The 21095-nt window shown below is 63.8% G+C and carries 25 protein-coding genes and 4 pseudogenes; 18 read left to right on the top strand and 11 right to left on the bottom strand.

Going from position 1 to position 21095, the window contains the following annotated elements; genetic code table 11:
* Positions 1 to 43: 43 nt before the first annotated feature.
* Positions 44 to 775, bottom strand: coding sequence for an IclR family transcriptional regulator (locus ACSFA8_RS20285; RefSeq protein ID WP_435481269.1), 732 nt, complete (start codon positions 773 to 775; stop codon positions 44 to 46).
* A 179-nt stretch (positions 776 to 954) separates the two neighbouring features.
* On the opposite strand from ACSFA8_RS20285, the gene ACSFA8_RS20280 reads away from it, so the two are divergent.
* The 6 genes from ACSFA8_RS20280 (at position 955) to ACSFA8_RS20255 (ending at position 7367) form a co-directional block, all read left to right on the top strand.
* Positions 955 to 2172 carry a CaiB/BaiF CoA transferase family protein gene (locus tag ACSFA8_RS20280; RefSeq protein ID WP_435481268.1) on the top strand — a complete coding sequence of 406 codons (1218 nt, stop codon included), beginning with the start codon at positions 955 to 957 and terminating at the stop codon, positions 2170 to 2172.
* A 47-nt stretch (positions 2173 to 2219) separates the two neighbouring features.
* A complete protein-coding gene (locus ACSFA8_RS20275; protein WP_435481267.1) occupies positions 2220 to 3080 on the top strand; it encodes an HpcH/HpaI aldolase/citrate lyase family protein in 861 nt (286 codons plus the stop codon).
* Between the two features lies 1 nt (position 3081).
* Positions 3082 to 4353 (top strand): acetyl-CoA hydrolase/transferase family protein, encoded by a 1272-nt coding sequence (locus tag ACSFA8_RS20270; RefSeq protein ID WP_435481266.1) that lies wholly within the window; start codon positions 3082 to 3084, stop codon positions 4351 to 4353.
* Positions 4347 to 5117, top strand: a complete 771-nt coding sequence (locus ACSFA8_RS20265) for an enoyl-CoA hydratase/isomerase family protein (protein ID WP_435481265.1) — start codon at positions 4347 to 4349, stop codon at positions 5115 to 5117. The genes ACSFA8_RS20270 and ACSFA8_RS20265 overlap by 7 nt, the downstream gene beginning before the upstream one ends.
* 36 nt (positions 5118 to 5153) lie before the next feature.
* Positions 5154 to 6326, top strand: coding sequence for an acyl-CoA dehydrogenase family protein (locus ACSFA8_RS20260; protein ID WP_435481264.1), 1173 nt, complete (start codon positions 5154 to 5156; stop codon positions 6324 to 6326).
* A gap of 81 nt (positions 6327 to 6407) precedes the next feature.
* Positions 6408 to 7367: a Bug family tripartite tricarboxylate transporter substrate binding protein gene (locus tag ACSFA8_RS20255; RefSeq protein WP_435481263.1), complete on the top strand. Its 960-nt coding sequence runs from the start codon at positions 6408 to 6410 to the stop codon at positions 7365 to 7367.
* Between the two features lie 440 nt (positions 7368 to 7807).
* On the opposite strand, the gene ACSFA8_RS20250 is transcribed toward ACSFA8_RS20255, so the two are convergent.
* Complete coding sequence (locus ACSFA8_RS20250; RefSeq protein ID WP_435481262.1) at positions 7808 to 8107, bottom strand: type II toxin-antitoxin system RelE/ParE family toxin; 300 nt, start codon at positions 8105 to 8107, stop codon at positions 7808 to 7810.
* 9 nt (positions 8108 to 8116) lie between these two features.
* On the bottom strand, positions 8117 to 8401 hold the full coding sequence (locus ACSFA8_RS20245) for a CopG family ribbon-helix-helix protein (RefSeq protein WP_435481261.1): 285 nt from the start codon (positions 8399 to 8401) through the stop codon (positions 8117 to 8119).
* A 170-nt stretch (positions 8402 to 8571) separates the two neighbouring features.
* On the opposite strand from ACSFA8_RS20245, the pseudogene ACSFA8_RS20240 reads away from it, so the two are divergent.
* The 4 genes and pseudogenes from ACSFA8_RS20240 to ACSFA8_RS20225 form a co-directional block, all read left to right on the top strand.
* Positions 8572 to 9301, top strand: a pseudogene (locus ACSFA8_RS20240) (tyrosine-type recombinase/integrase); the annotation flags it as partial.
* Positions 9302 to 9397: 96 nt separating this feature from the next.
* Positions 9398 to 9697 carry a BrnT family toxin gene (locus tag ACSFA8_RS20235; RefSeq protein ID WP_435481260.1) on the top strand — a complete coding sequence of 100 codons (300 nt, stop codon included), beginning with the start codon at positions 9398 to 9400 and terminating at the stop codon, positions 9695 to 9697.
* A complete protein-coding gene (locus ACSFA8_RS20230) occupies positions 9681 to 9947 on the top strand; it encodes a BrnA antitoxin family protein (RefSeq protein WP_435481259.1) in 267 nt (88 codons plus the stop codon). The genes ACSFA8_RS20235 and ACSFA8_RS20230 overlap by 17 nt, the downstream gene beginning before the upstream one ends.
* Positions 9948 to 10062: 115 nt before the next feature.
* A pseudogene (locus ACSFA8_RS20225) lies at positions 10063 to 10745 on the top strand (IS6 family transposase); the annotation flags it as partial.
* Positions 10746 to 10886: 141 nt separating this feature from the next.
* Here the strand turns inward: ACSFA8_RS20225 and ACSFA8_RS20220 are convergent.
* Positions 10887 to 11165: a glycoside hydrolase family 3 protein gene (locus ACSFA8_RS20220; RefSeq protein ID WP_435481258.1), complete on the bottom strand. Its 279-nt coding sequence runs from the start codon at positions 11163 to 11165 to the stop codon at positions 10887 to 10889.
* 355 nt (positions 11166 to 11520) lie between these two features.
* On the opposite strand from ACSFA8_RS20220, the gene ACSFA8_RS20215 reads away from it, so the two are divergent.
* The 7 genes and pseudogenes from ACSFA8_RS20215 to ACSFA8_RS20185 all read left to right on the top strand — a co-directional run bounded on the left by ACSFA8_RS20215 (position 11521) and on the right by ACSFA8_RS20185 (position 14899).
* Positions 11521 to 11781 (top strand): type II toxin-antitoxin system Phd/YefM family antitoxin, encoded by a 261-nt coding sequence (locus tag ACSFA8_RS20215; protein ID WP_435481257.1) that lies wholly within the window; start codon positions 11521 to 11523, stop codon positions 11779 to 11781.
* Positions 11781 to 12203, top strand: a complete 423-nt coding sequence (locus ACSFA8_RS20210; RefSeq protein ID WP_435481256.1) for a type II toxin-antitoxin system VapC family toxin — start codon at positions 11781 to 11783, stop codon at positions 12201 to 12203. The genes ACSFA8_RS20215 and ACSFA8_RS20210 overlap by 1 nt, the downstream gene beginning before the upstream one ends.
* Positions 12204 to 12530: 327 nt before the next feature.
* Positions 12531 to 12650 (top strand): annotated as a pseudogene (locus ACSFA8_RS20205) (plastocyanin/azurin family copper-binding protein); the annotation flags it as partial.
* Positions 12651 to 12748: 98 nt separating this feature from the next.
* The gene (locus ACSFA8_RS20200; protein ID WP_435481255.1) at positions 12749 to 13099 is read left to right on the top strand and encodes a copper-binding protein; all 351 of its coding nucleotides are present in this window, start codon (positions 12749 to 12751) and stop codon (positions 13097 to 13099) included.
* Between the two features lie 43 nt (positions 13100 to 13142).
* Positions 13143 to 13442 (top strand): four-helix bundle copper-binding protein, encoded by a 300-nt coding sequence (locus tag ACSFA8_RS20195; protein ID WP_435481254.1) that lies wholly within the window; start codon positions 13143 to 13145, stop codon positions 13440 to 13442.
* The gene (locus ACSFA8_RS20190) at positions 13420 to 13917 is read left to right on the top strand and encodes an AcrVA2 family anti-CRISPR protein (RefSeq protein ID WP_435481253.1); all 498 of its coding nucleotides are present in this window, start codon (positions 13420 to 13422) and stop codon (positions 13915 to 13917) included. The genes ACSFA8_RS20195 and ACSFA8_RS20190 overlap by 23 nt, the downstream gene beginning before the upstream one ends.
* Before the next feature lie 88 nt (positions 13918 to 14005).
* Entirely contained in the window at positions 14006 to 14899 is an 894-nt protein-coding gene (locus ACSFA8_RS20185) for a methyltransferase, TIGR04325 family (protein WP_435481252.1), read from the top strand.
* Here ACSFA8_RS20185 and ACSFA8_RS20180 read toward each other — a convergent pair.
* From ACSFA8_RS20180 to ACSFA8_RS20170, 3 genes are read right to left on the bottom strand one after another with little or no spacing between them, the layout of a single operon-like run.
* Complete coding sequence (locus ACSFA8_RS20180; RefSeq protein ID WP_435481251.1) at positions 14896 to 15408, bottom strand: hypothetical protein; 513 nt, start codon at positions 15406 to 15408, stop codon at positions 14896 to 14898. The two genes, ACSFA8_RS20185 and ACSFA8_RS20180, sit on opposite strands and share 4 nt — an antisense overlap.
* Before the next feature lie 6 nt (positions 15409 to 15414).
* Positions 15415 to 16677: a type II toxin-antitoxin system HipA family toxin gene (locus ACSFA8_RS20175; RefSeq protein WP_435481250.1), complete on the bottom strand. Its 1263-nt coding sequence runs from the start codon at positions 16675 to 16677 to the stop codon at positions 15415 to 15417.
* Positions 16667 to 16999 carry a helix-turn-helix domain-containing protein gene (locus tag ACSFA8_RS20170; protein WP_435481249.1) on the bottom strand — a complete coding sequence of 111 codons (333 nt, stop codon included), beginning with the start codon at positions 16997 to 16999 and terminating at the stop codon, positions 16667 to 16669. The genes ACSFA8_RS20175 and ACSFA8_RS20170 overlap by 11 nt, the downstream gene beginning before the upstream one ends.
* Positions 17000 to 17483: 484 nt before the next feature.
* Between ACSFA8_RS20170 and ACSFA8_RS20165 the strand changes: the two genes are divergently transcribed.
* Entirely contained in the window at positions 17484 to 17825 is a 342-nt protein-coding gene (locus ACSFA8_RS20165; RefSeq protein ID WP_435481248.1) for a hypothetical protein, read from the top strand.
* 217 nt (positions 17826 to 18042) lie between these two features.
* On the opposite strand, the pseudogene ACSFA8_RS20160 reads toward ACSFA8_RS20165, so the two are convergent.
* The 4 genes and pseudogenes from ACSFA8_RS20160 to ACSFA8_RS20145 all read right to left on the bottom strand — a co-directional run.
* A pseudogene (locus tag ACSFA8_RS20160) lies at positions 18043 to 18172 on the bottom strand (tripartite tricarboxylate transporter substrate-binding protein); the annotation flags it as partial.
* Positions 18173 to 18356: 184 nt separating this feature from the next.
* The gene (locus ACSFA8_RS20155) at positions 18357 to 19331 is read right to left on the bottom strand and encodes a Bug family tripartite tricarboxylate transporter substrate binding protein (RefSeq protein WP_435481247.1); all 975 of its coding nucleotides are present in this window, start codon (positions 19329 to 19331) and stop codon (positions 18357 to 18359) included.
* Positions 19332 to 19360: 29 nt separating this feature from the next.
* A complete protein-coding gene (locus ACSFA8_RS20150) occupies positions 19361 to 20053 on the bottom strand; it encodes a fumarylacetoacetate hydrolase family protein (RefSeq protein WP_435481246.1) in 693 nt (230 codons plus the stop codon).
* A gap of 18 nt (positions 20054 to 20071) precedes the next feature.
* On the bottom strand, positions 20072 to 21025 hold the full coding sequence (locus ACSFA8_RS20145) for a 2-hydroxyacid dehydrogenase (protein ID WP_435481245.1): 954 nt from the start codon (positions 21023 to 21025) through the stop codon (positions 20072 to 20074).
* Positions 21026 to 21095: the final 70 nt, after the last annotated feature.

Below are 21095 nucleotides of genomic sequence, written 5' to 3'. Positions count from 1 at the left end.
CAGTCTCGGCGATCGGCCCGCGTGATCGATTCGAGTCCGGCGATCACTTCGCCAGTTGCCGCGCAATCGCGGCCTGGATGATGCGCACGTACTCCGCAGTCCGATGCTCGATTCTGCTGATCGGCCCGGCCACCAGCACGGCGAACTGCCGGTTGGGCAAGCTCAGGGGCAGTGCGACACCGCCGAGATCGACGGTGAATTCGCCGCGGCCCTCGAACCACCCGAGCTTCTGCGATTCCTGCACCGCCTGCTCGACGGCGGATGCCGACATCAGCGTCGTCGCCGTATAGCGCTTGAACTCCGCCTTGCGCAGGATGGCGGCGCGGTCTTCGGTCGTCATCTGGGATAGCAGGGCGCGGCCGGTGGCCGTGACGTGCAACGGAACCAGCTTGCCGGGTTGCGCGGTGTAGCGGATCGCATGCGGCGACTCCACCGCATCGAGGAAGAGCGCATGCGCGCCGCTCGCAGCCGCCAGCACCGCCGTCTCGCCCGTCTTGTCGACCACGTTTTCCAGCAGGCCATGGAGTTCGGGCGGGATGGGCTGCGCGGCTTCGATCGCGCGGATCAGCGCCTCCCATCTCGGCGCCGGGTAGTAGCCGCCGCGCGCGCGGGGCTCGTACAGGAAGCCGCGCGCGGCCAGGGTGCCCAGCAGGTTGAAGGTGCTGGAGCGCGGCCACTCGAAGTGTTTCGCGATCTCGGCCAGCGTGGCCGGGCGCCCGTGTGCCGCGAAGAACTCGATGAGATCCAGGACGTTGGCGGCTTGCTTGACGATCACTTCGTTGGGGCCCGTGCGAGGGGAGGGCGCGAGGGCTGGAGATCCAGGACGCGCCACTGTACCCGAGGGCCTTTGCGCACTGGCGGCCTTGCGCATTCATTCCTATGTATGTATGATTTGTTCACGTACATGAATGATAACAACGGTCGCCATCACGGTGACGGCCAGGACAGGAGACCATGGGACCTCTCGCCGGAATCAAAGTGCTGGACATGACGTCCGTGCTGATGGGGCCCTTCGCCTCGCAGGCGCTGGGCGACATGGGCGCGGACGTCATCAAGGTCGAGGCCCCTCACGGCGACCTGGTGCGGCAGATCGGTCCGGTGCGCAACGAGGGGATGGGCCCGGTCTTCCTGAATGCGAACCGCAACAAGCGCAGCATCGTCCTGGATCTCAAGCGACCCGATGGCCTGGCAGCGCTGCGGCGCCTGATCGCCGATTCAGACGTGCTCATGTACAACGTCCGGCCGCAGGCCATGGCCCGGCTGGGCCTGAGTTACGAAGAGGTGGCCGCGATCAATCCCTTGATCGTCTATGCCGGGCTCTTCGGTTTCGGGCAGGACGGCCCGTACGCGGCCCGGCCCGCCTACGACGACTTGATCCAGGGCGGCGCGACGCTGCCTCACCTGATCGCCCGGGCCTCCGGCGGCATCCCGCGCTACGTGCCCACGGCGCTGGCCGACCGCATCGTCGGCCAGACCGCGGTGGGCGGCATCCTGGCGAGCCTGCTGGCGCGCCAGCGCACCGGCCGGGGCGACCGCGTCGACGTGCCGATGTTCGAGACCATGGTCGCATTCGTGCTGGGCGACCATCTGGGCGGCCTGACTTTCGAGCCGCCGCTCGACGCCGGCGGCTATGCGCGCCAACTGTCCCCGGAGCGCCGCCCGTACCGCACCAGCGACGGCTACATCTGCGCCCTGGTCTACAACGACAAGCACTGGCACAGCTTCCTCGGCGCTGTCGGTCGCGAAGCCCTCCTGCAGGACGAGCGCTTCGCGACTTATGCCGCCCGCTCCCGCCACATCGACTTCGTGTACGGGGCACTCGGCGCGATCTTCGAGGAGAAGTCGACCGCTGCCTGGATCGAGATCCTCGAGCAGGCAGACGTCCCGTTCATGCCGATGCACGACCTGCAGAGCGTCCTGCACGACCCCCATCTGAAGGCGACCGGCTTCTTCTCGACCGTCGAGCACCCGAGCGAGGGTCCGATCCGCACCATGCGCATGCCGATGACCTGGCAGCACAGCACGCCGGATGTTGCGCGCGCTGCTCCGCGCCAGGGCGAGCACACCCGCGAGATCCTGCAGCAGGCCGGCTACGCCGCCGACGAGATCGACGCGCTGATGGCTGCGGGAACCGCGGCGCAAGCACCGCCGCACGCTACTGCGGCGGCGTAGATCCGCGCCACCGAAGTCCTTTGTCCAGTCTGGAGACTTTTCGCCCCATGATCCGCTCGCTTTTCTTTGCCCCTGCCAACCGGCCCGAACTCGTCGTCAAGTTTCCGAGGTTCCGCGCGGATTGCTGCGTCATCGACCTGGAGGACGGCACGCCCGAGCAGGAGAAAGACAAGGCGCGGCACATGCTCGGCGAGACCGTGCGGCAAGTGCGCGCGGCGGGATTGAGCAGCACGCTTGCCATCCGCGTCAACGTGCCGATTTCGCCGCACTACCTGGCGGATCTCGAGGCCGCCTTCGCCTGCGACATCGATGCCGTCGTGATTCCCAAACTCGAGACTCCCGAGCAGACCTTTCCGGTGGCCCACTGGATCAGGCGGCGCGATGCGCAAGCGCCGCGTGCGCGCCCCCGCACGATCATCGGCGGCATCGAGTCGGTGCGCGGCGTGCTGAACGCGGTGAAGGTCTGCGACCACACGCCGCACCTGGGCGCGGTCTACTTCGGCGCCGAGGATTTCGCTGCGGACATCGGCGGCCGCCGCACGCCCGGCGGCGACGAGGTCGCGACCGCACGGTCATGGGTGGTGATGGCGGCACGTGCCGCAAACGTGGTGGCCATCGACCAGGCGGTGCTTGACATCCGCGACGACGCGCTCTTCGTCAGGGACGCCGCGCGCGGCCGTGATCTGGGCTATCAGGGAAAGATCTGCGTCGCACCGGCGCAAGTGAAGCTGGCCAATGCCGCCTTCTCGCCGACCGCGCAGGAGCGCGTCTATGCCCGGCGCCTGGTGCAGGCGTACGAAGAAGCCACCGCACACGGCATCGGCACGATCGACTTCGAAGGCCGGATGGTCGACGGCCCGTTGCTGAAGCGCTCGCTTGCCGTGCTCGCCGCGCCGGAGGATGTCTGAGGTGAACCGCGTCGAATCGCCAGCCGGCATCGAACTGGCTTCCTGCATCCGGCCCGGCGACGGCATCGTGTTCGGCCAGGGCACCGGCGAGCCGCGCAGCCTGACGGAGCAACTGGTCGCGCAGCGCGCCAGCTTCAGTGGCGCGGGCATCTTCTTCGGTTCGGGCTTCTCGACCACCTTCCAGCCCGAGCACGCCGATCACCTGCGATTCAAGGGCATCGGCGGCATCGGCACACTCCGCAAGCTGTCGAGTGCCGGCGTGCTGGATCCCGTGCCGTGCCACATCTCGGCGGTGGCGGATCTGATCCGCAAGGGCCACATCCGTTGCGATGTCGTCATGCTGCTGGTGAGTCCGGCCAACGAGCGCGGCGAACACAGCTTCGGACTGGTCAACGACTACCTGCGAACCGCGATCTCGCGCGCCCGGGTCGTCATTGCCGAAGTCAGCAGCCAGGTGCCGTGGACGCCGTGCGACGCACCGCTCAGGGCCGACGAGATCACGGTGCTCGTGCGCTCGGACAGGGAGCCGCTGGAGCTGCCGCCCGCGAAATTCGGCGAGCTCGAACGCCGGATCGCCGCGCATGTGGCCGACCTGATCCCCGACCGTGCCACCCTGCAGATGGGCATCGGCGCCGTGCCCGAGGCCATCGTCTCAATGCTGGTCGACCGGCGCGACCTCGGCGTGCATTCGGGCATGGTCGGCGACTCGCTGGTCGACCTGATGGAGCGTGGCGTTGTCACCAACGCCCACAAGGGCCTGGACGAGGGTGTGAGCATCACCGGCGTTCTGTTCGGAACCCAGCGCCTGTACCGCTTCGCGCACCGCAACCCGCAACTGCGCCTGTGCCCGACCAGCTACACGCACCACGTGGCCACGCTGTCGCGCGTGAAGCGCCTGGTCTCGCTCAATTCCGCGCTCGAGGTGGATCTCACCGGGCAGGTGAATGCGGAGGCGATCGGCCCGGACTACATCGGCGCGGTGGGCGGGCAGGTGGACTTCGTCCGGGCGGCGGTGCAGTCCGAGGGCGGGGTGTCGATCGTGGCCCTGAGCGCCACCGGAAAAAGCGGTGACAGCAAAGTCGTGAGCCGCCTGTCGGGCCCGGTCACCACCGCGCGCAGCGATGTCGACGTCATTGCGACCGAACACGGCATCGCGCGGCTGCGCGGACTGGGCCTGCGCGAGCGGATCAAGGCGATGGCCGCCATCGCCGCGCCGGAACACCGGGAGTCTCTGCTGCGCGAAGCGCGCGAAGTCTGGGGGGCGCCATGCTGAACGAGGAAGTCGACTACGAGGTCGTCGAAGGCTGCATCGCCATCGTCACGATCAACCGCCCGGCACAGCGCAACGCGATCAACCGCGGCGTGATCGAAGGATTGCGGCAGGCCTGGCATGCGATCGAGCAGGACGATGCGGTGCGTGTCGGCATCCTCACCGGCCGCGGCGACCAGGCCTTCTGCGCCGGCATGGATCTGAAGGAAGCTGCCGCGCTGAAGCTGCGGGTGCCGCCACGCGACATGCTGCCGGTGCTCGGTGACGTCGAGCATGTGAGCAAGCCGATGATCGCGGCGGTCAATGGCGTCGCCTACGCAGGCGGCTGGCTGTTCGCACAGATGTGCGACCTCTGCATCGCCGCGGACCACGCCAGATTCGGCATCACGGAGGCGAAGGTGGGGCGTGGCATGCCCTGGGCCGCGCCGCTGGTGCACATGCTGCCGCAGCGCGTGGTGATGGAGCTTCTTCTTACCGCGCAACCGATGTCGGCGCAGCGCGCACTGGCGCTGGGCTTCGTGAACGATGTCGTTCCCCTCGATCGCCTGCGCGAGCGCGCCATCGAGATGGCCCGCACCATCGCGGCCAATGCGCCGCTGACGGTGAAGGCTGCGCGCGAGCTGGTGTACCTGTCGTCAGAGATGGGTCGCTCGGCGGGGCTGCGCGCAGCGCAGCATCTTTTCGAGAGCGTCTACCTGAGCGAAGACGCACAGGAGGGCCCCAGGGCTTTCGCCGAGAAGCGGGCGCCCCGTTGGACCGGCAGATGAATCACGCGAACCACGCTGGCAGCAGTGACCTTCCCCATGAACTTTGAACCGACCCCCGAACAGCAGTCCATCCGTGAAGCCGTCAAGGATCTCTGCGCCCACTTTCCGGAGAGCTATTGGCGCGAGCGCGACACCGATGGCGTGTTCCCGCATGCGTTCTACGACGCGATGGCCGAAGCCGGCTGGCTGGGGCTTGCGATTCCCGAGGAGTACGGCGGCGCCGGGCTCGGCGTGCAAGAGGCCTGCATCATGATGCAGACCATCGCTGAGACCGGCGCCTGCCTCAGCGGCTGTTCCAGCATCCACATCAACATCTTCGGGCTCATGCCGATCGCGGTGTTCGGCACGCCGGAACAGAAGCGCCGGATGCTGCCGCCGATCGCCAGGGGCGAGGTGAAAGCCTGCTTCGGCGTGACCGAGCCCAATGCAGGTTTGAACACGACCAGGCTCAAGACCCGCGCGGTGCGCCAGGGCGACAAATACGTCGTCCACGGACAGAAGGTGTGGATCTCCACTGCGCAGGTTGCGGACAAGATCATGCTGCTCGCGCGCACGACGCCGATCGAGGATCTGCCGCCCGGCAAGAGCTCGTCGGGGCTGTCCCTTTTCTACACCGACCTCGACCGCAGCAAGATCGACGTGCGCCTGATCGAGAAGATGGGGCGCAAGTGCGTGGACTCGAACGAGCTGTTCATCGACGACCTGGAGATTCCTGTCGAGGATCGCATCGGCGAAGAGGGCCAGGGCTTCAAGTACATCCTTCATGGCATGAACCCCGAACGCGTTCTGCTGGCGGCGGAAGCGGTTGGCGTCGGGCGCATCGCGCTGCAGAAGGCTGCCGCCTATGCGCGCGAGCGCGTTGTCTTCGATCGGCCCATCGGACAGAACCAGGCGATCCAGCATCCGCTGGCGGAGAACTGGGTGGAGCTGGAGGCCGCGCAGCTTCTGACGATGAAGGCAGCGTGGCTCTACGACAACGGCAAGGACTGCGGTGCCGAGGCCAACGCCGCGAAGTACTACGCCGCCGAAGCGGGCTGGCGTGCGTGCGAGCGCGCCATCCTCACCCACGGAGGGATGGGGTACTCGAAGGAGTTCCACGTCGAGCGCTATCTGCGCGAAGTCATGATCACGCGCATCGCCCCCGTGAGCCGCGAAATGATCCTCAGCCATATCGCCGAGCGCGTGCTGGGACTGCCCAAGTCCTACTGACCGACCCACCCGAATCACCACCAGGAGACAACAATGCTTTCAGCGATCAGAAAATTCCCGGGCCGCCGCGCTTCGCGATGCATGCTGGCTGTCGGGGCGATTGCCTTGCTCGCGGGCCTTGCGGTACCTGTGCTCGCGCAGCCGTGGCCCACGAAGCCGGTGCGCATCGTCGTGCCGGCCGCACCGGGCGGCAGCGCCGACCCGCTGGCGCGGCTCATCGCAGACGAACTCGGCAAGTCGATCAATCAATCGGTCGTGGTCGAGAACCGACCCGGCGCGAACGGCAATCTCGGCGGATCCCTCGTCGCGAAGGCGCCGGCCGACGGCTACACGCTGCTGATGGGCTGGACCGGAACCGTGGTCTCGGCCGTGACGCTCTACGACGCGAAGCCCTTCCATCCGCTGAAGGACTTCGACCCGGTGGTGATGGTGGGTTCGATTCCGAACGTGATCGTGGTCAACCCTTCCATTCCGGCCAGCAACCTGAAGGAGCTGACGCAGTACGCGCAGAAGAATCCCGGCAAGCTAAACTTCGGCTCGACCGGCAGCGGCAGCTCCTACCACCTCTCCGGCGAGCTCTACAAGAAGACCTTCGGCGTCTTCATGGTGCACGTTCCCTACACCTCGCCTGGCGCGGTTTTCACGGATCTGCTGGGGGATCGGCTGCAACTCGCCTTCCCCGGCGTAGCGGCTGCGGCACCCTTCGTGAAGGAAGACAAGCTGCGCGCCTTGGCCGTTATGTCGGACAAGCGTTCGGTGGCCATGCCCGGCGTGCCGACGACCAGGGAGCTTGGCTACCCCAACCTGGTGTCGGAGACGTGGTTCGGATTGCTGGTGCCCAAGGGCACGCCGCCCGAGGTGACACAGCGCATCAACGCTGCCCTGAATGGCGCACTGAGCGCACCGGCCTTCAAGGACAAGATCGAACAGATGGGCTACACCCCGCTGGGCGGTACGCCGGAGCGCTTCACGGCGGCCATCAAGGACGACATCGCGAAGTGGGGCGAAGTGGTGAAGTTCTCCGGGGCGAAGGTGGATTGAGGATGAGCGGAACGCGTGCTTTTTGCGGGTAGGCAGGGCTGAAAAGACACTCGCGGAGGTAGGCGGCCAAAAATTCTGTTTCAGAATTCGGATACGAATCCTGGAGTGTTCTGCCAGCGCTTTTCCTCGCAAGCCCCTGACTTCGAGCTGGTCGAATATCGAGACGTGGTGACTCAATAGCGCTCCCAGGATGAGCCCATCGCATCGATTGACGTCACATGGTGGTCACGCGTTCCGTGCGCCAGCCGCCCCGTCGGGGCACCGATCGATGGATCGGGGAAACCATGTCCGCGGCTCTCGAAGTCGATTCCATCCGCGTTGGATTCCCGTTCACGAAGCGTGATGCTCTACCTGGATTCCGCGCGCGACATTTCTATTTGGGGCCTACACACCCTGTCAATACAATATTCGTTATGTTAAATACAGCTTGGATCGCCACATCAAGACTTCCGTTTGAACCCTACTTCGCGCTGGCTTCGCAGCGCGAGAATGAACACAGTGTCGATGTTGACAACATATCGATAGAGTGCAACGTATGCGCGCGATCCACGGCCGATCAGCAACTCCCGCTTGCCCGCCTTGACGGGTCGACCGATCAAGGGGCTGTGACCCAGAATCTCTATAGTTTGCATGACCTCGCTGAGGCGGTGCGGGATATCGATCCCATCGAATCGAGCCAGGTGCTCAATGAACCGAACGAAGTCATCGAGGACTTCTGGGGCGAGTTCAATCTGCGTCATCCCGCCTGTTCAGTGTCCAAGCTTTCGCGCAGCTGGCTTTTCAGGTTTCTCGCCTCTTCCACGAGCGGTAAGATACTTCTTAGCGCCGTCCCAGGGCACCGACTTTCCGGTCGCCAGCACCTTCGACCATCGGTTGTCAGCGATGCGATGGAGCTCGTCCTCCGCCTCGACCTGTTCGACGGTCTGTGCGATTGCATCGACGATGAAGGCATGAGCAGTTTTCCCTGCTCGATCCGCCGCAGCCGAGATCCGCTCTTTCAAGTCGTCGTCGATGCGAATGGTGGTTGTCGACATATGAGCCCTTCGATGAGTCTCACTGTAGCACAGTTGTGCTACATGGCCAAATCGATTCCAACGAGGACTCGCTTCACTCTTTTGATCGAGTTGAAGGACAACATGAAGCTCCTTCCCGCTCGAAACATCCGCGGCTGAGATCCACTGACGCGCAAGCATTCTTATGTCAAATTGACCGCATCGCGGTGCTGTCCAAGGCACACCAGTTGGCCAAGGAGCCAAATCCCTGCGCCGATCCGCTGGTGCGCGAGCTGCTCGGCCGGACGAGGCGCGCCTACGCCAAGCGCGGCGCTCGCCCGCACAGGCAGCTCGCGCTGACCAAGGATCCATTGCAGGCGGTGCTCGCGACCTGCGACGACACGTTGCGAGGAAAACGCGATCGCGCCCTCCTCTTGTTCGCCTGGGCAACCGGCGGGCGACGCCGTTCGGAGGTCGCCGCGGCCACGCTCAGGAACCTCCGGCGCATTGGTGAGAGAGCGCGAAGTCTTATCTCTATATGCTCGCGCGCTCCAAGACCAACCAGGCCAGCGCCCGAGGATGTGAAGCCGCTGGTGGGCAGCGCGGCACTGGCCATGCAGGACTGGCTCGCGGCGAGCGGGATCAAGGAAGGAAGGCGCCCTCTTCCGCCGCATCCGCAAGGGCGGGCACCTCGGCGAGCCGCTGACGCCTGCCGCGGTGCGCGACATCGTGAAGGAGCGATGCCTGCTCGCGGGGGTGGAGGGAGAGTTTCCTGCACACTCATTGCGCGCGGGGTTCGTGACCGAAGCCGGCCGGCAGAACATTTCGCTGCCGGAGACGATGGCCATGACCGGGCATCACAGCGTCGCAACCGTGATGGGATACTTCCGCGTCGAAAGCGCGCTGGGCAGCAAGATCAGCCGGATGCACGACGAGGATTGAACGGCACATCGTTGAAGCTTCGAGAAATCTTGCCTGCCCGAGCGCACACTCTGGTGCAGCAGCAATGGCTGCGTATATGATGGTAATATACTACCCATGATTAACCTGAGCAGCGTTACTGGGTTTAACTGGGATGACGGCAACGCCCGCAAGAACGAAAAGCATGGCGTTTCCATGGCCGAAGCCGAGCAAGTCTTCTTCAACACGCCCTTGCTGCTTTTGGAGGATGCCGCCCACAGCCGTCAGGAACCTCGGCTCCACGCTTTGGGCAAAACCGACGACGGACGCACATTGCACATCACATTCACCCTGCGCCAATCGGGCCTGTTGATCCGCGTCATTTCAGCCAGGAACATGCACCGAAAGGAGCGCGCCATCTATGAACAAGCAGACTAAAGCCATCCCGAAGTTCGCGACCGAAGCGCAAGAGCGTGCGTACTGGGAAAAGCATGACTCCACGGATCACCTCGATTGGTCGAAAGCCAGGAAGGTCACGCTGCCCAACTTGAAACCCACCACTAAAACAATTTCGCTGCGCTTGCCTCAGCACCTGCTGGACTCGATCAAAGTCGCGGCCAACGCCCGCGATGTGCCTTACCAGTCGCTGATCAAAGTCTGGTTGCAAGAAAAACTGCGCACCCACTGAACTGCCTCTGGTGGGGCGGCAGGGTCAATGAGGCTTGACCACGGCGCCAGCGGGTTCTGTCGCATTGCGGCCAAGCGGTTAAGCCGAAGCGGGATCGACGACTTGGACGAGGGCGATGATCGAGGAGCTGCGCAAGGTGATCAAGCGGATTCACTATCCGCTGGATGTGATGCTCACTTGCGCGCGCTGGTACGCGGCCTATCCGCTGAGCCTCCGGCACATCGTGGAGATGATGGCCGAACGCGGCGTGTGCGTCGATCAGGCCACGGTTCATCGCCGGGCATTGAAAATCTTGCCGATCCTGGCCGCGGTGTTTCAACGACGCAAGCGACCGGTGGTCTTGAGCTGGCGCATGGACGAAACCTATATCAAGGTTGCAGACCAGCGGAAGTATTTGTACCGAGCGGTCGACCGTGACGGCGACACCGTCGATTTTCAGCTGCGTGCCAAGCGGGACAGCGCGGCTTCCCGGGAGTTTCTAGAGCGAGCCATCGGTCTGCATGGTGTGCCCGAAAAGATCACCATCGACAAGAGCGGCGCCACCACAGCTGCCATCCTCAGCGTCAACGAAGACTCTGGAGCCGACATCGAACTGCGGCAGAGCAAATACCTCAACAACATCGTGAGCAGAACCATCGGGCCATCAAGCGCGTCGTGCGGCCAAAGCTTGGATTCAAGTCCTTCCGTTGTGCACGCATCCTTCTTTCCGGCATCGAGATCGCGCACATGATCAAGAAGGGGCAGCTCGACTGCCCTGCAGGCTCTGTTTCGTCCGCAGCATCAAAGTTAGTTCTACTCGCTCGCATTTTGAGTGGCACGCGACAGCCTGGCCTACATGCTGTCGCGGCCAGCGACAGGAATGACTTGAAGGCCGGAGATCAGCGGGGTGGGCATGGCGTGCTCCGGACAGGACAATGCATTGCCTCGTGCGGTTGAAGGTCAGTACGTCAGGCCAAAGCCGAACGGGAACAGCGTGTCGGCGGCCGGGTAACCGGGCGCGTCAGGCTGGTTGTCGATGACCGCCTGCAGGTTCTTGGCCAGCGCGTACGGCAATTTGCCCTGCGGCTTGACCGCGGCGCCGGTGGCGAGAATCTTGCCGATTAGCACGTCGAGCAGCGCCGTGTTGCTGACGCCGAAGCCGGCCAAGAGCGCGCCGGCGCTCTTCAGGCCGCTGGCATCGTCGAGCACATAGGGTTGGCGGAAGTTGATGCTCAGCACGATTGTCGGCGCCGACCTCGGCCATCACGGCCTGGATGTCGGCCAGCGACGGCGAGATGCGCCACGACTTGGACACCGTTATCGTCGTGAACGACAGGTTGTTGGCTTCCCACGGGAAGGCACCGCCGAAGACCAGGCCGTTGGGCGTGGGGCCGCCCAGGAAGCCGTCGTCCACACACTGCGGGTTCTGCGCCGGGTGCGTCACGCACGGGTCCTGCTCGCCCCAAGTCTTGCCGGTCAGCGGATTGAATCCCCAATCGTTGCTCCACTCAGCCCCGCCGTATTGACGGCCGTGTTGCAATGTACATACAAATGTAGTAGCATTTGCATGTACAACGATGAAAGGAGGCCTTTCGTGGAAGTCACCGAAGTTTCCAGCCGCGAATTCAATCGCGACTCCAGCCGCCTAAAGAATCAGGCCGACAACGGCCCGGTGTTCATTACCTCACGCGGCGTGCGCTCGCACGTTCTTCTGTCCCTTCGGGACTATGAGGCACTCAAGGGCCGCCGCGCGAAGTCGCTGCTGCAGGCCGTGGCCCAGCCCGGGCCAGCTGACGACATCGACTTTGATCCACCGCGGGTCAACATCGACTCGCACGGCGTGGATCTCGGCTGATGTACCTGATCGACACGAACGTCATTTCCGAGCTTCGGCGGCCGGAGAAGGCTTCTCCGGCTGTCGTCGCATGGGCGGGCTCCATCGCCCAGGACGAAACATTTCTCTCGGCCATCACGGTCTACGAGCTCGAGGTGGGGGTGCAGCAAAAGGAGCGCGCTGACGCTGCGCAAGGCGCCATTCTCCGCGCCTGGCTCACAGGCCAGGTGCTTGCCGAATTTGCCGAGCGCATCATTGAACTCGACGGCAGTGCCGCAGCCATGGCGGCGAGGCTGACCGTCGTGCACCAGATCTCTGCGGCCGATGCATTCATCGCAAGTTGCGCCATCACGCGCCAGCTCACGATCGTCACTCGCAACGTCAAACACTTTGCTCCAAGCAATGTGCCGATCATTAACCCCTGGGACTACAAGCCGGTGTGATGGTCCGGTGCTTCGGGAGCGGTTGAACGCCGCGCAGCCGTAGCCGAACAACTTGCGCGCATCGTATCGCCCGCGCGTTTGACTACATCGCGAAGCGAGCGAATTGGGCGCGCCGCTACCAAGCGGTGAAGAGCGCCCTACTCGAATCCCCGCTCAGGCTCGGACACTCATGGTCCGCGCGCACCATGGCAAGCGGCTTGCACTGCCACAAGAGCCACCACCCGATGAACGCGATGGGCCACGACGTGCCCACCATGATCGGTGTCGACCACAAGGACATGGTCAAGAAGATCACCAAGCTGGTACCGGACTACATGGTGATGGGCGGGCAAGACCGGCGAAGTGGTCTGGCAATTCACCAAGGCGGGCAAGGTCGACTTCGCCTGCCTGCAGCCGGGTCATTACGACGCCGGCATGAAGGGCGCCGTGAATGTGACCAAGGCTTAACAAAGCCAGGGCAAAAGTAACTCGCACATACATTCGGCTCGGCGTCTGACAAGGCACCGGGGAGTTCGGTTTTCAACTATCCCCTATCAAGGATCGAGATGCTCTATCTTCGCAATACCTTCCTCGCCTGGGCTGCCGCCCTCATGCTCACCGGATTTGCGCACGCGCAGCCTGCAGTTGGCAGCGCCGCTTCGACGGCTGGCGCGAAGGACTCGTCTGCCTCCGCCGAGCTCGCCGACGGCGAGGTCCGCAAGGTCGAAAAGGACAACAAGAAGTTGACGTTGAGACACGGCCCGCTGAAGAACCTCGACATGCCCGGCATGACGATGGTATTCCAGGTGAGCGATGACGCAATGCTCGACAAGGTCCAGGCCGGCGACAAGGTCCGCTTCCAGGCAGAAAAGATCGACGGAAAGTTCACAGTAACCAAGATCGAAGCAGCGCGCTAGGCCAAGGTCTCGCTGCTGATCAGCGTGCCCGGCCGCTGTCGGGATGCATCGTCGCGACGGCATGTTCGTACCTCTCGCCGGATTTCCGGTAACTCGTCTCAAGGAGACAGATATGCCACACAAGCAGTACGCCCAGTGCATCGACGTCTGCAATGCGTGTGCGACGGCCTGCAATCATTGCGCGGCATCGTGCCTGCGTGAGGACGACGTGCAGATGATGGCGAAGTGCATCGCGCTGGACATCGATTGCACCGCGATCTGCCAGCTCGCGGCGGCTGCGATGGCTCGCGAGTCATTCCGACAGGCCTGCTTTTTTCGGCATGCTGTTCGATACCGAACGTGACATCGCGCGATCTCTCGAGGATGGCGCCATGTACCCGTTCTGCATCAGGTTGGGCGGCGAATCGATCGCGCTCGCCCAGACCTTCTGCACCGCTGCGTCGGAGTTGGAATCGTTCAAGGCGGCGGTAACTCCCGTGATCTCCGTCCTGCTGTACCTGTGCGCGCAGAACGCGAAGATCATTTGCAATGGCGCCGACGCCTACCCGGTGCGGCCGGTGCCCGTGCATACCCGCCGACGGGGCCTTCGCATCTTTCCACCGCCCGCGCCGACGATATGGGGTCTGGGATACCGCTTAGGCGCCGCCCTGCGAGCTTCCCAGCCGCGAGACCGTAATGACCACGACCCAGGAACCGGTCGTCGGATCGTTGCCCAAATTGGCCGAGCCCATCGGCACACGATTCTGAGCGGGCCTCGCAAGGACTTGCCCCCGAAGCTCGCCAACGTGAGCTGCGATGGATGCCACCGGTGGTGGTGAACCTCGACATCGGCGCAGAACTGATCGCCATGGTCCGCCCGGTCAACAACACTGTGTCGATCGAATAGAACCGGCAAGGAGATCGGCCATGACTCACCAAAGTGCCTCGCAGGTTGTACGTGAGTTCTTGGAAGGCCCACTCACTCGACCCGCGCTCCTGCTATGGCGGCGTCGACAGTTTCTCTCCCGTGAAGGGCATGGCTTCTACTTCGGCTTGTTCGACAGTTTCAACGCCGCGCGCGAATGGCTGCCGAAGAGCCCGGAATTTAATTGCGACGCGCTGGCTGAGGAGTACGTGAACGTCCGTACGAGGAAGATCTTCGCCTATGACTATCCGATTATGTGGTGGCTTGACCGCGCCTTCCTTGCGGGTGCCATGAGCATTCTCGACATTGGCGGTTCGGTGGGCGTTCACTACTACGCCTATCGCCGATACCTCGACATGCCCACCGCGCTGAAGTGGCGCATCGTCGAAGTGCCAACCATGAATTCGATCGGACGCAAACTGGCCGTCGATACGGGCGCGAGCGCATTGGACTTTACCGAGGATCTTGAGCGAGCCGTGACCGAGGGAACTGCTGACATCTGGATTTCCGCCGGCGCCATCCACTATATCGAAGATGCGACGCCGGGACGCCTTCTCAAGAACTGCAAGACTCGACCGCAGCATCTACTTCTCAACAAACTGCCGCTCTATGAAGGCGAAAGTTTCGTTACCACGCAGAACATTGGCGCGGGATGCTTTGCGCCGATGCACGTCTACAACCGAGGGCGTTTCGTCCGAGATATTGAAGCGACGGGCTACACCCTCAGAGATGAATGGCCTGTCCACGAGCGCTCGCTCTATTTGCCCGGCCATCCCGAGCGCTCGTTTCCCAGCTTCACCGGGCTCTACTTCTCGGATCCGTCTGCAGCCGGTCACTTCAAGCGTGCCGGCGAACTGGACGACGCTGGTCGAGGCAGCAGCTGTTGGCGTTCTTAGTTGTCGCTAATATGCTCAGAGATCGCGCTAGTGCGAATCAATTTCGCATCATGGGTCTGCACCAGTTCCTCAACGAGGTCGGCCTCCATGCGGTCTTTCGAGCGCTTAAGGGGATCGCGCGTGGGATAGCGGATAGCCCGCAAGGTACGCTCGATGCTTACGAGGTCGAGCGGATGCATGTCTTTTTTGCTTTTGCAGTGGCGGCAGTTATACCCAAGACTTAGGTGCGAAGTCAGCGAATTGGACGCGGAAGCATCGAACATGGCACGGACTTCGAGCACCGCCGGCGCGGGCAATTGCGCGAGCAGCGCCGCCACCGTCGCGGACTCTTCTGTCAGTGCCTTCTGTCTCGCTCGCGCCGTCGATGGTCTGGACACATGTTCGCGGAACGCGCTGCGCAACGCTATGTTGAAAGCTACTGGCACAGGGACCACGCCTTGGGGCAGCTGGTGCGGGCGGGCGGTCGGCGAAGAAGCTGTTCGTGGCTTGCCCAAGGTGAACGCCACCATAACGACTTACGCATCGGGTTGCCTTTCCAAAAGGAAACAGTCAGGCAGGATCGCCGGAGCGATGTAGTCGATGTCCTTGGCCGATACGCCGCAAGCGAAGAAGCCGTCGCGCCAATGCCGGACGACATCGACGAGTCGATCGATTTGCCCGCGCGCCTCTTCCGCCGACAAACCGAACCGCCCCGCCTGCGACAGGAGGTTGTAGATGCTGGCCATGCGACCGTAGTCGCCGACGGTCAAGGCCAAGTCGCGCCTCTCCAGGCTGATCAAAGGTGCGGGCAGGAGGTCGTAGGCCGGAGACAGCCGCCATCCCTTCTGCCTGCGTAGCAGAGCGTGGTTGCGCGGATGATCATCGTTGTTGGTCACGGCGGCATTGAAGACCATCCGCCTGAAGAGTTCGGCACAGTCAGCTTCCGGTTTGTCAGACCATCGGCGCAAGTTGTCGGCCAGCAGCGGGTAGGACCAACGTTCCCGGTCCAGGTGGCTATCGCCGCAGGCGAGCACGGTCAGGCCACTGACGAGACCGAAACGCAGGTACCCCTTGTCGGTGTAGTCGCGATCGAACCGCTGCAGCATCAGCACGTCGCTCTCGCCGACCGCCTCCAGCCGGGCTTGTGTGACGTTCAGGCCGCATCTCCGAGCCAGGTCGAGCGTTGCAAATTCGACCCGCTGCAGATTGAAGCGGTCATCTTTGGCGGGAAACTTGCCGAGCCAGAGACTTTGCGCGTCCTCGATCGTGGCCTTCGGCCGCGCACCACCCATGCTCGTGCCAGGATCGAGCTGTTCGAGCAGATGGGCGGCCACTGGGCGCCCCTCTTCGATCGCCTGCGTAGTCGCGATCAGCTCGGCCAACTGGTGCGTGCGGTTGTACTGGCGCTTGGGCGCGGGCGGTTCGGCCTTGAGCCCGAAGCTCAAGTACCCTGCCCCGTCTTGCGGTCCATGTAGCAAATAGTCGATTTCCTTGAGGTCGGCTGCGCTGCGCTCGAGCTTGTGCTCGATCACGCGCCGTCCCCATGCGTCGGGACCAGCGTCTCGAACCGCACCGGGAATCCCCTTGAGCTGGGTGAACTCGAAGACTTCCTTGGCAAGAGGCAGCTGGAACGGATCGAGTGCAACCGCCTCTTTGCGCTGTAGGTAACGGTCGCCGTAGCGAAACCGCCCTATCTGCGTGCCGTCGGGCAGCGTCTGCACTCTGAGCAACGCCGCCGGCACCGTCTCCAGGGTACCGGGGAGCTGGATGTAGACATAGGCCTCGCGCTCAGAAGTCATAGTCGTCGGTCGCCTTCCGGGCCTTGCCCGCCCGCGTGGGGCGGCGAGAGGCTTCGAGCGCCTTCCCGTGGAGATCGCTGTCGGGATCCGCAACAGCGTCCAGAGACTTGTCCAGGCCGAGCGCCCACAGTACCGTGAAGCACACGCCGACCGCCGTACCTGGTTTACCGAGTTCCAGCGCCGTGAGGGTGTTTCGGTTGATCCCCGCCTTGCTGGCCAGATCGGCAACCGACCAACGGCGCCGAATCCGCGCCACGCGAATGCGCTGACCCAACTGGGCAATCCGCTCGGTGGCTTGCAGGGGCATCAAGAATTTGCTCATTAAATTAGGCATTCTCTATCACAACGCCGGCTATATTAGAATATAGCCCCATGCAGCACAAGTCGGACATGGCGAAGAAAATCGCCAAATTAGGCAAATAAGTTGATAATGCCTTGTATTTTAGGCATTTATGGTCGGATCTGCGCGCTTTCGACGAGCGCATTCGCACCGTGCCGAGCGCAGCCGACTTGAAGAAATCCCCCCACGGTTCAGCGACCGGTATTCGATCTCCGGTGGAGGCCTGGATCGCCCAAACGTCGTCATCGCTCAAGCGCAGCAGATGCGGGTCGCCATCCCTGGCAATGCTTAGACACTTGTTCTCGACGATGGCGCGGTGTCGACCTGGGGCGGCCGGTCGTAACGTCGTACGCCAGATCGACCCCATCGCGTCCCGCGGCTGGCCGCCGCGCCGGCCCTGGCGAATCCGCATCCCCCCGCGGCCGCGCCTAACATCGACAACATATCAAGCCCGCCAAACAATGCCATGAGTTCGCTCAAACCTCCAACCCCGCACGAGTTCGCCGTACTGCGGGTGCTTCGTGCCGATGCTGAACGCCTACCGCGCACAGCCGCAAGGATGGCGGCGACCTATTTGCCCACCATCCAGTTGCCAGCCACCTGGCGATCGGTGCTGACACACGCGCTCAACGAGCGAGCCGGTGAGACGTCTTGTCCACCGATTGATGAGCTGCAAGCCGTGTACGGCAAGTCTGGCGCTTGGTTGCCCGCCGCATATCACGGCGATGCCACGGATGCGCGTTTCTGGCTTGTGGGCCTGGAAGAACGCGCGGTCGAGTACCTGCCCGGATCGCCGCTCCTTCCCTGACGCGCAAGGCGGCCCTCCTGGTGCGTGCAGGGTCAAGGCAATGGAGCGCGTGCTGCGCCGGAGAAGTACCTCAACAAACGATCCACCGATTTTTCCACCGCAGAACCAGAGACCCAAGCTTGCAGCCGGCGGGTGTGAAGCTGCCTGCCTCTACGGCGGTTGCGAAGGCCAGACGGCTGCCCACGAGTCAAGACTCCAAGACCCACGATCGCCGGCACGGGCATGGGTGACCGACGGGAGCAGAGAGTCCGAACCACACGGACGCCTCATAACCTGGGACCCCGACCTCTGACACCGTCGGTACGTTAGGCAATGCGGGGGAGTCGACGGGGTGTGGTCACCGCCAGCGCCTCCGTCAGGCAACAGCGGATGGAGCTGCGCGCTGCCATCGGCGGGCTGGCCACCGGTGCGAGCTTTCCGCCTGTGACCACGCTGGGCTTCTGCCCGAGGGCATCCGGTTTCCTCTCGGATGGCATCTGTCAGCTCCGGCGGTCGAAGACATGGAAAAGCAGTGCCTGGCTGCGGGAAGACTTACTCCATCGGGATTCCCGCCTCCTTGACGACCTTGCCCCATTTGACGAGATCGGACTTGATCAGCGCAGCGTAGTCCTGCGGCGTTCCCCCCTGGATTTCGATGCCGACAGCCTCTAGCTTGGCCCGAACCTCGGGCAGCTTCAACGCCGCGTTGATCTCGGCATTGAGCTTTGCGACGATCGCTTTGGGCGTGCCGGCAGGCGCCAGAAAACCGCCGTTCGTGTTCGCGTCATAGCCTTTGAGACCCTGCTCGTGGGCGGTCGGCACATCCGGCAGCAACGTTGTTCGCTTGCGCGTCGACACCGCAACGGCCCGTACATTGCCGGCTTTGACCTGCGACTGGATGGCACTGATCGTGTCGATGTACAGCGCAGTGCGCCCGGCCAGCAGATCCGGCTGGGCGGCGGAAGAGCCCTTGTAGGGCACCAGCAGGACCTGCGCTCCGCTCGCCATGCGGAACATCTCGGCCGCCATTTCCTGCGCACTGCCGCGGCCGGATGTGGCGACCTTGGCTTGATCCGGATTGGCCTTCATCCAGGCCACCAGCTCGGGCAACGTCTTGGCGGGGATCTTGGGGTAGATCGCGAACACCAATGGAACCTCGTGGGTGTAGACGATGGGCTCGAAACTCTTTTCTGGATCCCAACCCAGGTTCTTGAACAGGAACTTGTTGGTGTTGTGGCTGCCTCCCACGATCCCGATCGTGTACCCATCGGGCGGCGATTTGGCGAGGACATCCGTGCCGAGGTTGTTCGATGCGCCGGGACGGTTGTCGACGACCACCGGTTGGCCCATCGACAGCGCCAGCTTGTCCCCGACGACGCGGGCAATGGTGTCGATCGCGCCACCGGGCGGCGCCGGCACGATGATCTTGATCGCGTGGGTCGGATAGGCCTGGGCCGATGCCAGGGACGGCACCACGGTTAAGGATGCCGAGACGGCAAGGATCTTGAACAGGGATGTGAGTTGCATGGAAGTCTCCTCTGGTGGGTGGTAAATCGTCATGAAGCGCTACCGACGGTCATGGAGAACTGCCCGATGCCCGCGACGCCCCCGCTGACGACATCGCCGGGCTGCAGCGGGCCGACGCCCGCGGGGGTGCCGGTGTAGATGAGATCGCCGGGCGCGAGCGTCACCGACCGGGACAGCATGGCCACCAGTTCGGGCACCGGCCAGGTGAGGTCGCACAGGTCGGCGCGCTGCCGTTCAATGCCGTTGACGGTTAGCCACACGGCCCCTTGGTTCGGATGGCCGAACACCGCAGCCGGCATCAGGGGACTGCAGGGCGCCGAATGGTCGAACGCTTTGGCGGCCTCCCAAGGGCCACCGGCACGCTTGGCTTGTTGCTGCAGGTCGCGCCGCGTGAGATCGAGCCCCGCAGCGTAGCCCCAGATGTGGTGCGATTGCGCCTGCGCCGGGGCGATGTCGCGCCCGCCGCGGCCGATGGCCACCACCAATTCGATCTCGTGACAGAAGTCGCCGGTGCCGGGGGGATAGGGCAGCACGCCGTGCGCCGGTACCACCGCGTTGGCAGGTTTCATGAACCAGCCCGGCATTTCCACAGGTGTCGCTTCGTCCTGGCTCCACTTGTAGTTGCGGCCGATGCAGTACACGCGGCCCACCGGGAAAACCTCCATGCTACCGGCCACTGGCAAGGTGGTCGGCGCGGGCGCCGGGAACACGAATTTCGTCATGGTCGCGTTTGTGAGGGCTCAGGTGGTCAGGCTCATCGTCGGGCGCTCGCCGGCCAAGGCCTGAGCGATGCCGGCAAGCACCATCTCGCCCATGGCGGTACGGGTCTCCCAGGTGGCGCTGGCGCGGTGGGCCTGGAGGGTGACGCTGTCGGACTGGCGCAGCGTCAGAGGCACTCGCGGTTCGTCCACGAACACGTCCAGACCCGCGCCGGCAATGCGGCCGGCAGCGAGTGCTTCTGTCAGGTCGGCCTCGTTGACCAGGCGGCCACGGGCGACGTTCACGAGGAAGCCGCGCGGGCCCAGCGCTTCGAGCACCGCCGCGTCGATGATGCCTTCGGCCTTGTCGGCCGCTGCGCACAGCACGAGCGCGTCGACGTCGCGCGCGAGATCCACCAGGTTCGCAACGTATCGGTGCGCGATGTCGTCCATCGGGCGCAGGTCGGTGTAGCTGATCTGGCAGCCGAACGCCGCCGCACGAACCGCGACAGCACGGCCCACCCGTCCCATGCCGACGATGCCAACGCGCATACCGCTGAAGCGCCGGGCAAGCGGGATCGCGCTGGGTTGAGGCTGAAGCTCCCACTGGCCGTCACGCACGAAGCGGTCGCCGGCACACAGGTTGCGGCAAGCGGCGATCAACAAGCCGATGGCCAGATCGGCGACGTCCTCGGTCAGCGCACCGAGGGTTGCGGTAACGGGTACGCCACGGCCCCGGCAGTACGCCAGATCGACGGCGTCGGTACCCACGCCATTGACGGCCACCACTTTGAGGCCCGGCAACTGCTCCAGCATGGCGCGCGAGATGCCAGTGTGCCCGCCGGTGATAGCGGCGTCGATAGATGCGCCGTGTTCACGCAGCCAGGCCTCCTTGTCCGCCACCTGGAAGAACTTGTGAACGGTGTAGAGCGATGCGAGCTTCTCATTGATCACGGGGATCAGGATCGGATTGAGCTGGAGGATCTGCGGTTTCATGTCGATCATTCAAAGAGGCAGCGGGGCCGTGTTCAAGCCTGCTTGTTCAGGGAGGTGCCCATGTTAGAAA

The organism is Variovorax nitratireducens (genome assembly GCF_051216545.1).
Taxonomy (GTDB): domain Bacteria; phylum Pseudomonadota; class Gammaproteobacteria; order Burkholderiales; family Burkholderiaceae_C; genus Variovorax.
The sequence above is the reverse complement of the archived record's forward strand: the minus strand, read 5'-3'. Positions and strand labels throughout refer to the sequence as shown.

What these genes read in the sequence shown, in the direction of transcription:
- ACSFA8_RS20185 (WP_435481252.1), top strand. Translation starts at nt 14,006, where the DNA reads ATGACTCACCAAAGTGCCTCGCAGGTTGTACGTGAGTTCTTGGAAGGC.
- ACSFA8_RS20200 (WP_435481255.1), top strand. Translation starts at nt 12,749, where the DNA reads ATGCTCTATCTTCGCAATACCTTCCTCGCCTGGGCTGCCGCCCTCATG.
- ACSFA8_RS20250 (WP_435481262.1), bottom strand. Translation starts at nt 8,107, where the DNA reads ATGACGCAGATTGAACTCGCCCCAGAAGTCCTCGATGACTTCGTTCGG.
- ACSFA8_RS20275 (WP_435481267.1), top strand. Translation starts at nt 2,220, where the DNA reads ATGATCCGCTCGCTTTTCTTTGCCCCTGCCAACCGGCCCGAACTCGTC.
- ACSFA8_RS20155 (WP_435481247.1), bottom strand. Translation starts at nt 19,331, where the DNA reads ATGCAACTCACATCCCTGTTCAAGATCCTTGCCGTCTCGGCATCCTTA.
- ACSFA8_RS20210 (WP_435481256.1), top strand. Translation starts at nt 11,781, where the DNA reads ATGTACCTGATCGACACGAACGTCATTTCCGAGCTTCGGCGGCCGGAG.
- ACSFA8_RS20145 (WP_435481245.1), bottom strand. Translation starts at nt 21,025, where the DNA reads ATGAAACCGCAGATCCTCCAGCTCAATCCGATCCTGATCCCCGTGATC.
- ACSFA8_RS20150 (WP_435481246.1), bottom strand. Translation starts at nt 20,053, where the DNA reads ATGACGAAATTCGTGTTCCCGGCGCCCGCGCCGACCACCTTGCCAGTG.
- ACSFA8_RS20165 (WP_435481248.1), top strand. Translation starts at nt 17,484, where the DNA reads ATGAGTTCGCTCAAACCTCCAACCCCGCACGAGTTCGCCGTACTGCGG.
- ACSFA8_RS20265 (WP_435481265.1), top strand. Translation starts at nt 4,347, where the DNA reads ATGCTGAACGAGGAAGTCGACTACGAGGTCGTCGAAGGCTGCATCGCC.
- ACSFA8_RS20170 (WP_435481249.1), bottom strand. Translation starts at nt 16,999, where the DNA reads ATGAGCAAATTCTTGATGCCCCTGCAAGCCACCGAGCGGATTGCCCAG.
- ACSFA8_RS20195 (WP_435481254.1), top strand. Translation starts at nt 13,143, where the DNA reads ATGCATCGTCGCGACGGCATGTTCGTACCTCTCGCCGGATTTCCGGTA.
- ACSFA8_RS20175 (WP_435481250.1), bottom strand. Translation starts at nt 16,677, where the DNA reads ATGACTTCTGAGCGCGAGGCCTATGTCTACATCCAGCTCCCCGGTACC.
- ACSFA8_RS20235 (WP_435481260.1), top strand. Translation starts at nt 9,398, where the DNA reads ATGATTAACCTGAGCAGCGTTACTGGGTTTAACTGGGATGACGGCAAC.
- ACSFA8_RS20255 (WP_435481263.1), top strand. Translation starts at nt 6,408, where the DNA reads ATGCTGGCTGTCGGGGCGATTGCCTTGCTCGCGGGCCTTGCGGTACCT.
- ACSFA8_RS20280 (WP_435481268.1), top strand. Translation starts at nt 955, where the DNA reads ATGGGACCTCTCGCCGGAATCAAAGTGCTGGACATGACGTCCGTGCTG.
- ACSFA8_RS20180 (WP_435481251.1), bottom strand. Translation starts at nt 15,408, where the DNA reads ATGGTGGCGTTCACCTTGGGCAAGCCACGAACAGCTTCTTCGCCGACC.
- ACSFA8_RS20260 (WP_435481264.1), top strand. Translation starts at nt 5,154, where the DNA reads ATGAACTTTGAACCGACCCCCGAACAGCAGTCCATCCGTGAAGCCGTC.
- ACSFA8_RS20245 (WP_435481261.1), bottom strand. Translation starts at nt 8,401, where the DNA reads ATGTCGACAACCACCATTCGCATCGACGACGACTTGAAAGAGCGGATC.
- ACSFA8_RS20230 (WP_435481259.1), top strand. Translation starts at nt 9,681, where the DNA reads ATGAACAAGCAGACTAAAGCCATCCCGAAGTTCGCGACCGAAGCGCAA.
- ACSFA8_RS20190 (WP_435481253.1), top strand. Translation starts at nt 13,420, where the DNA reads ATGCTGTTCGATACCGAACGTGACATCGCGCGATCTCTCGAGGATGGC.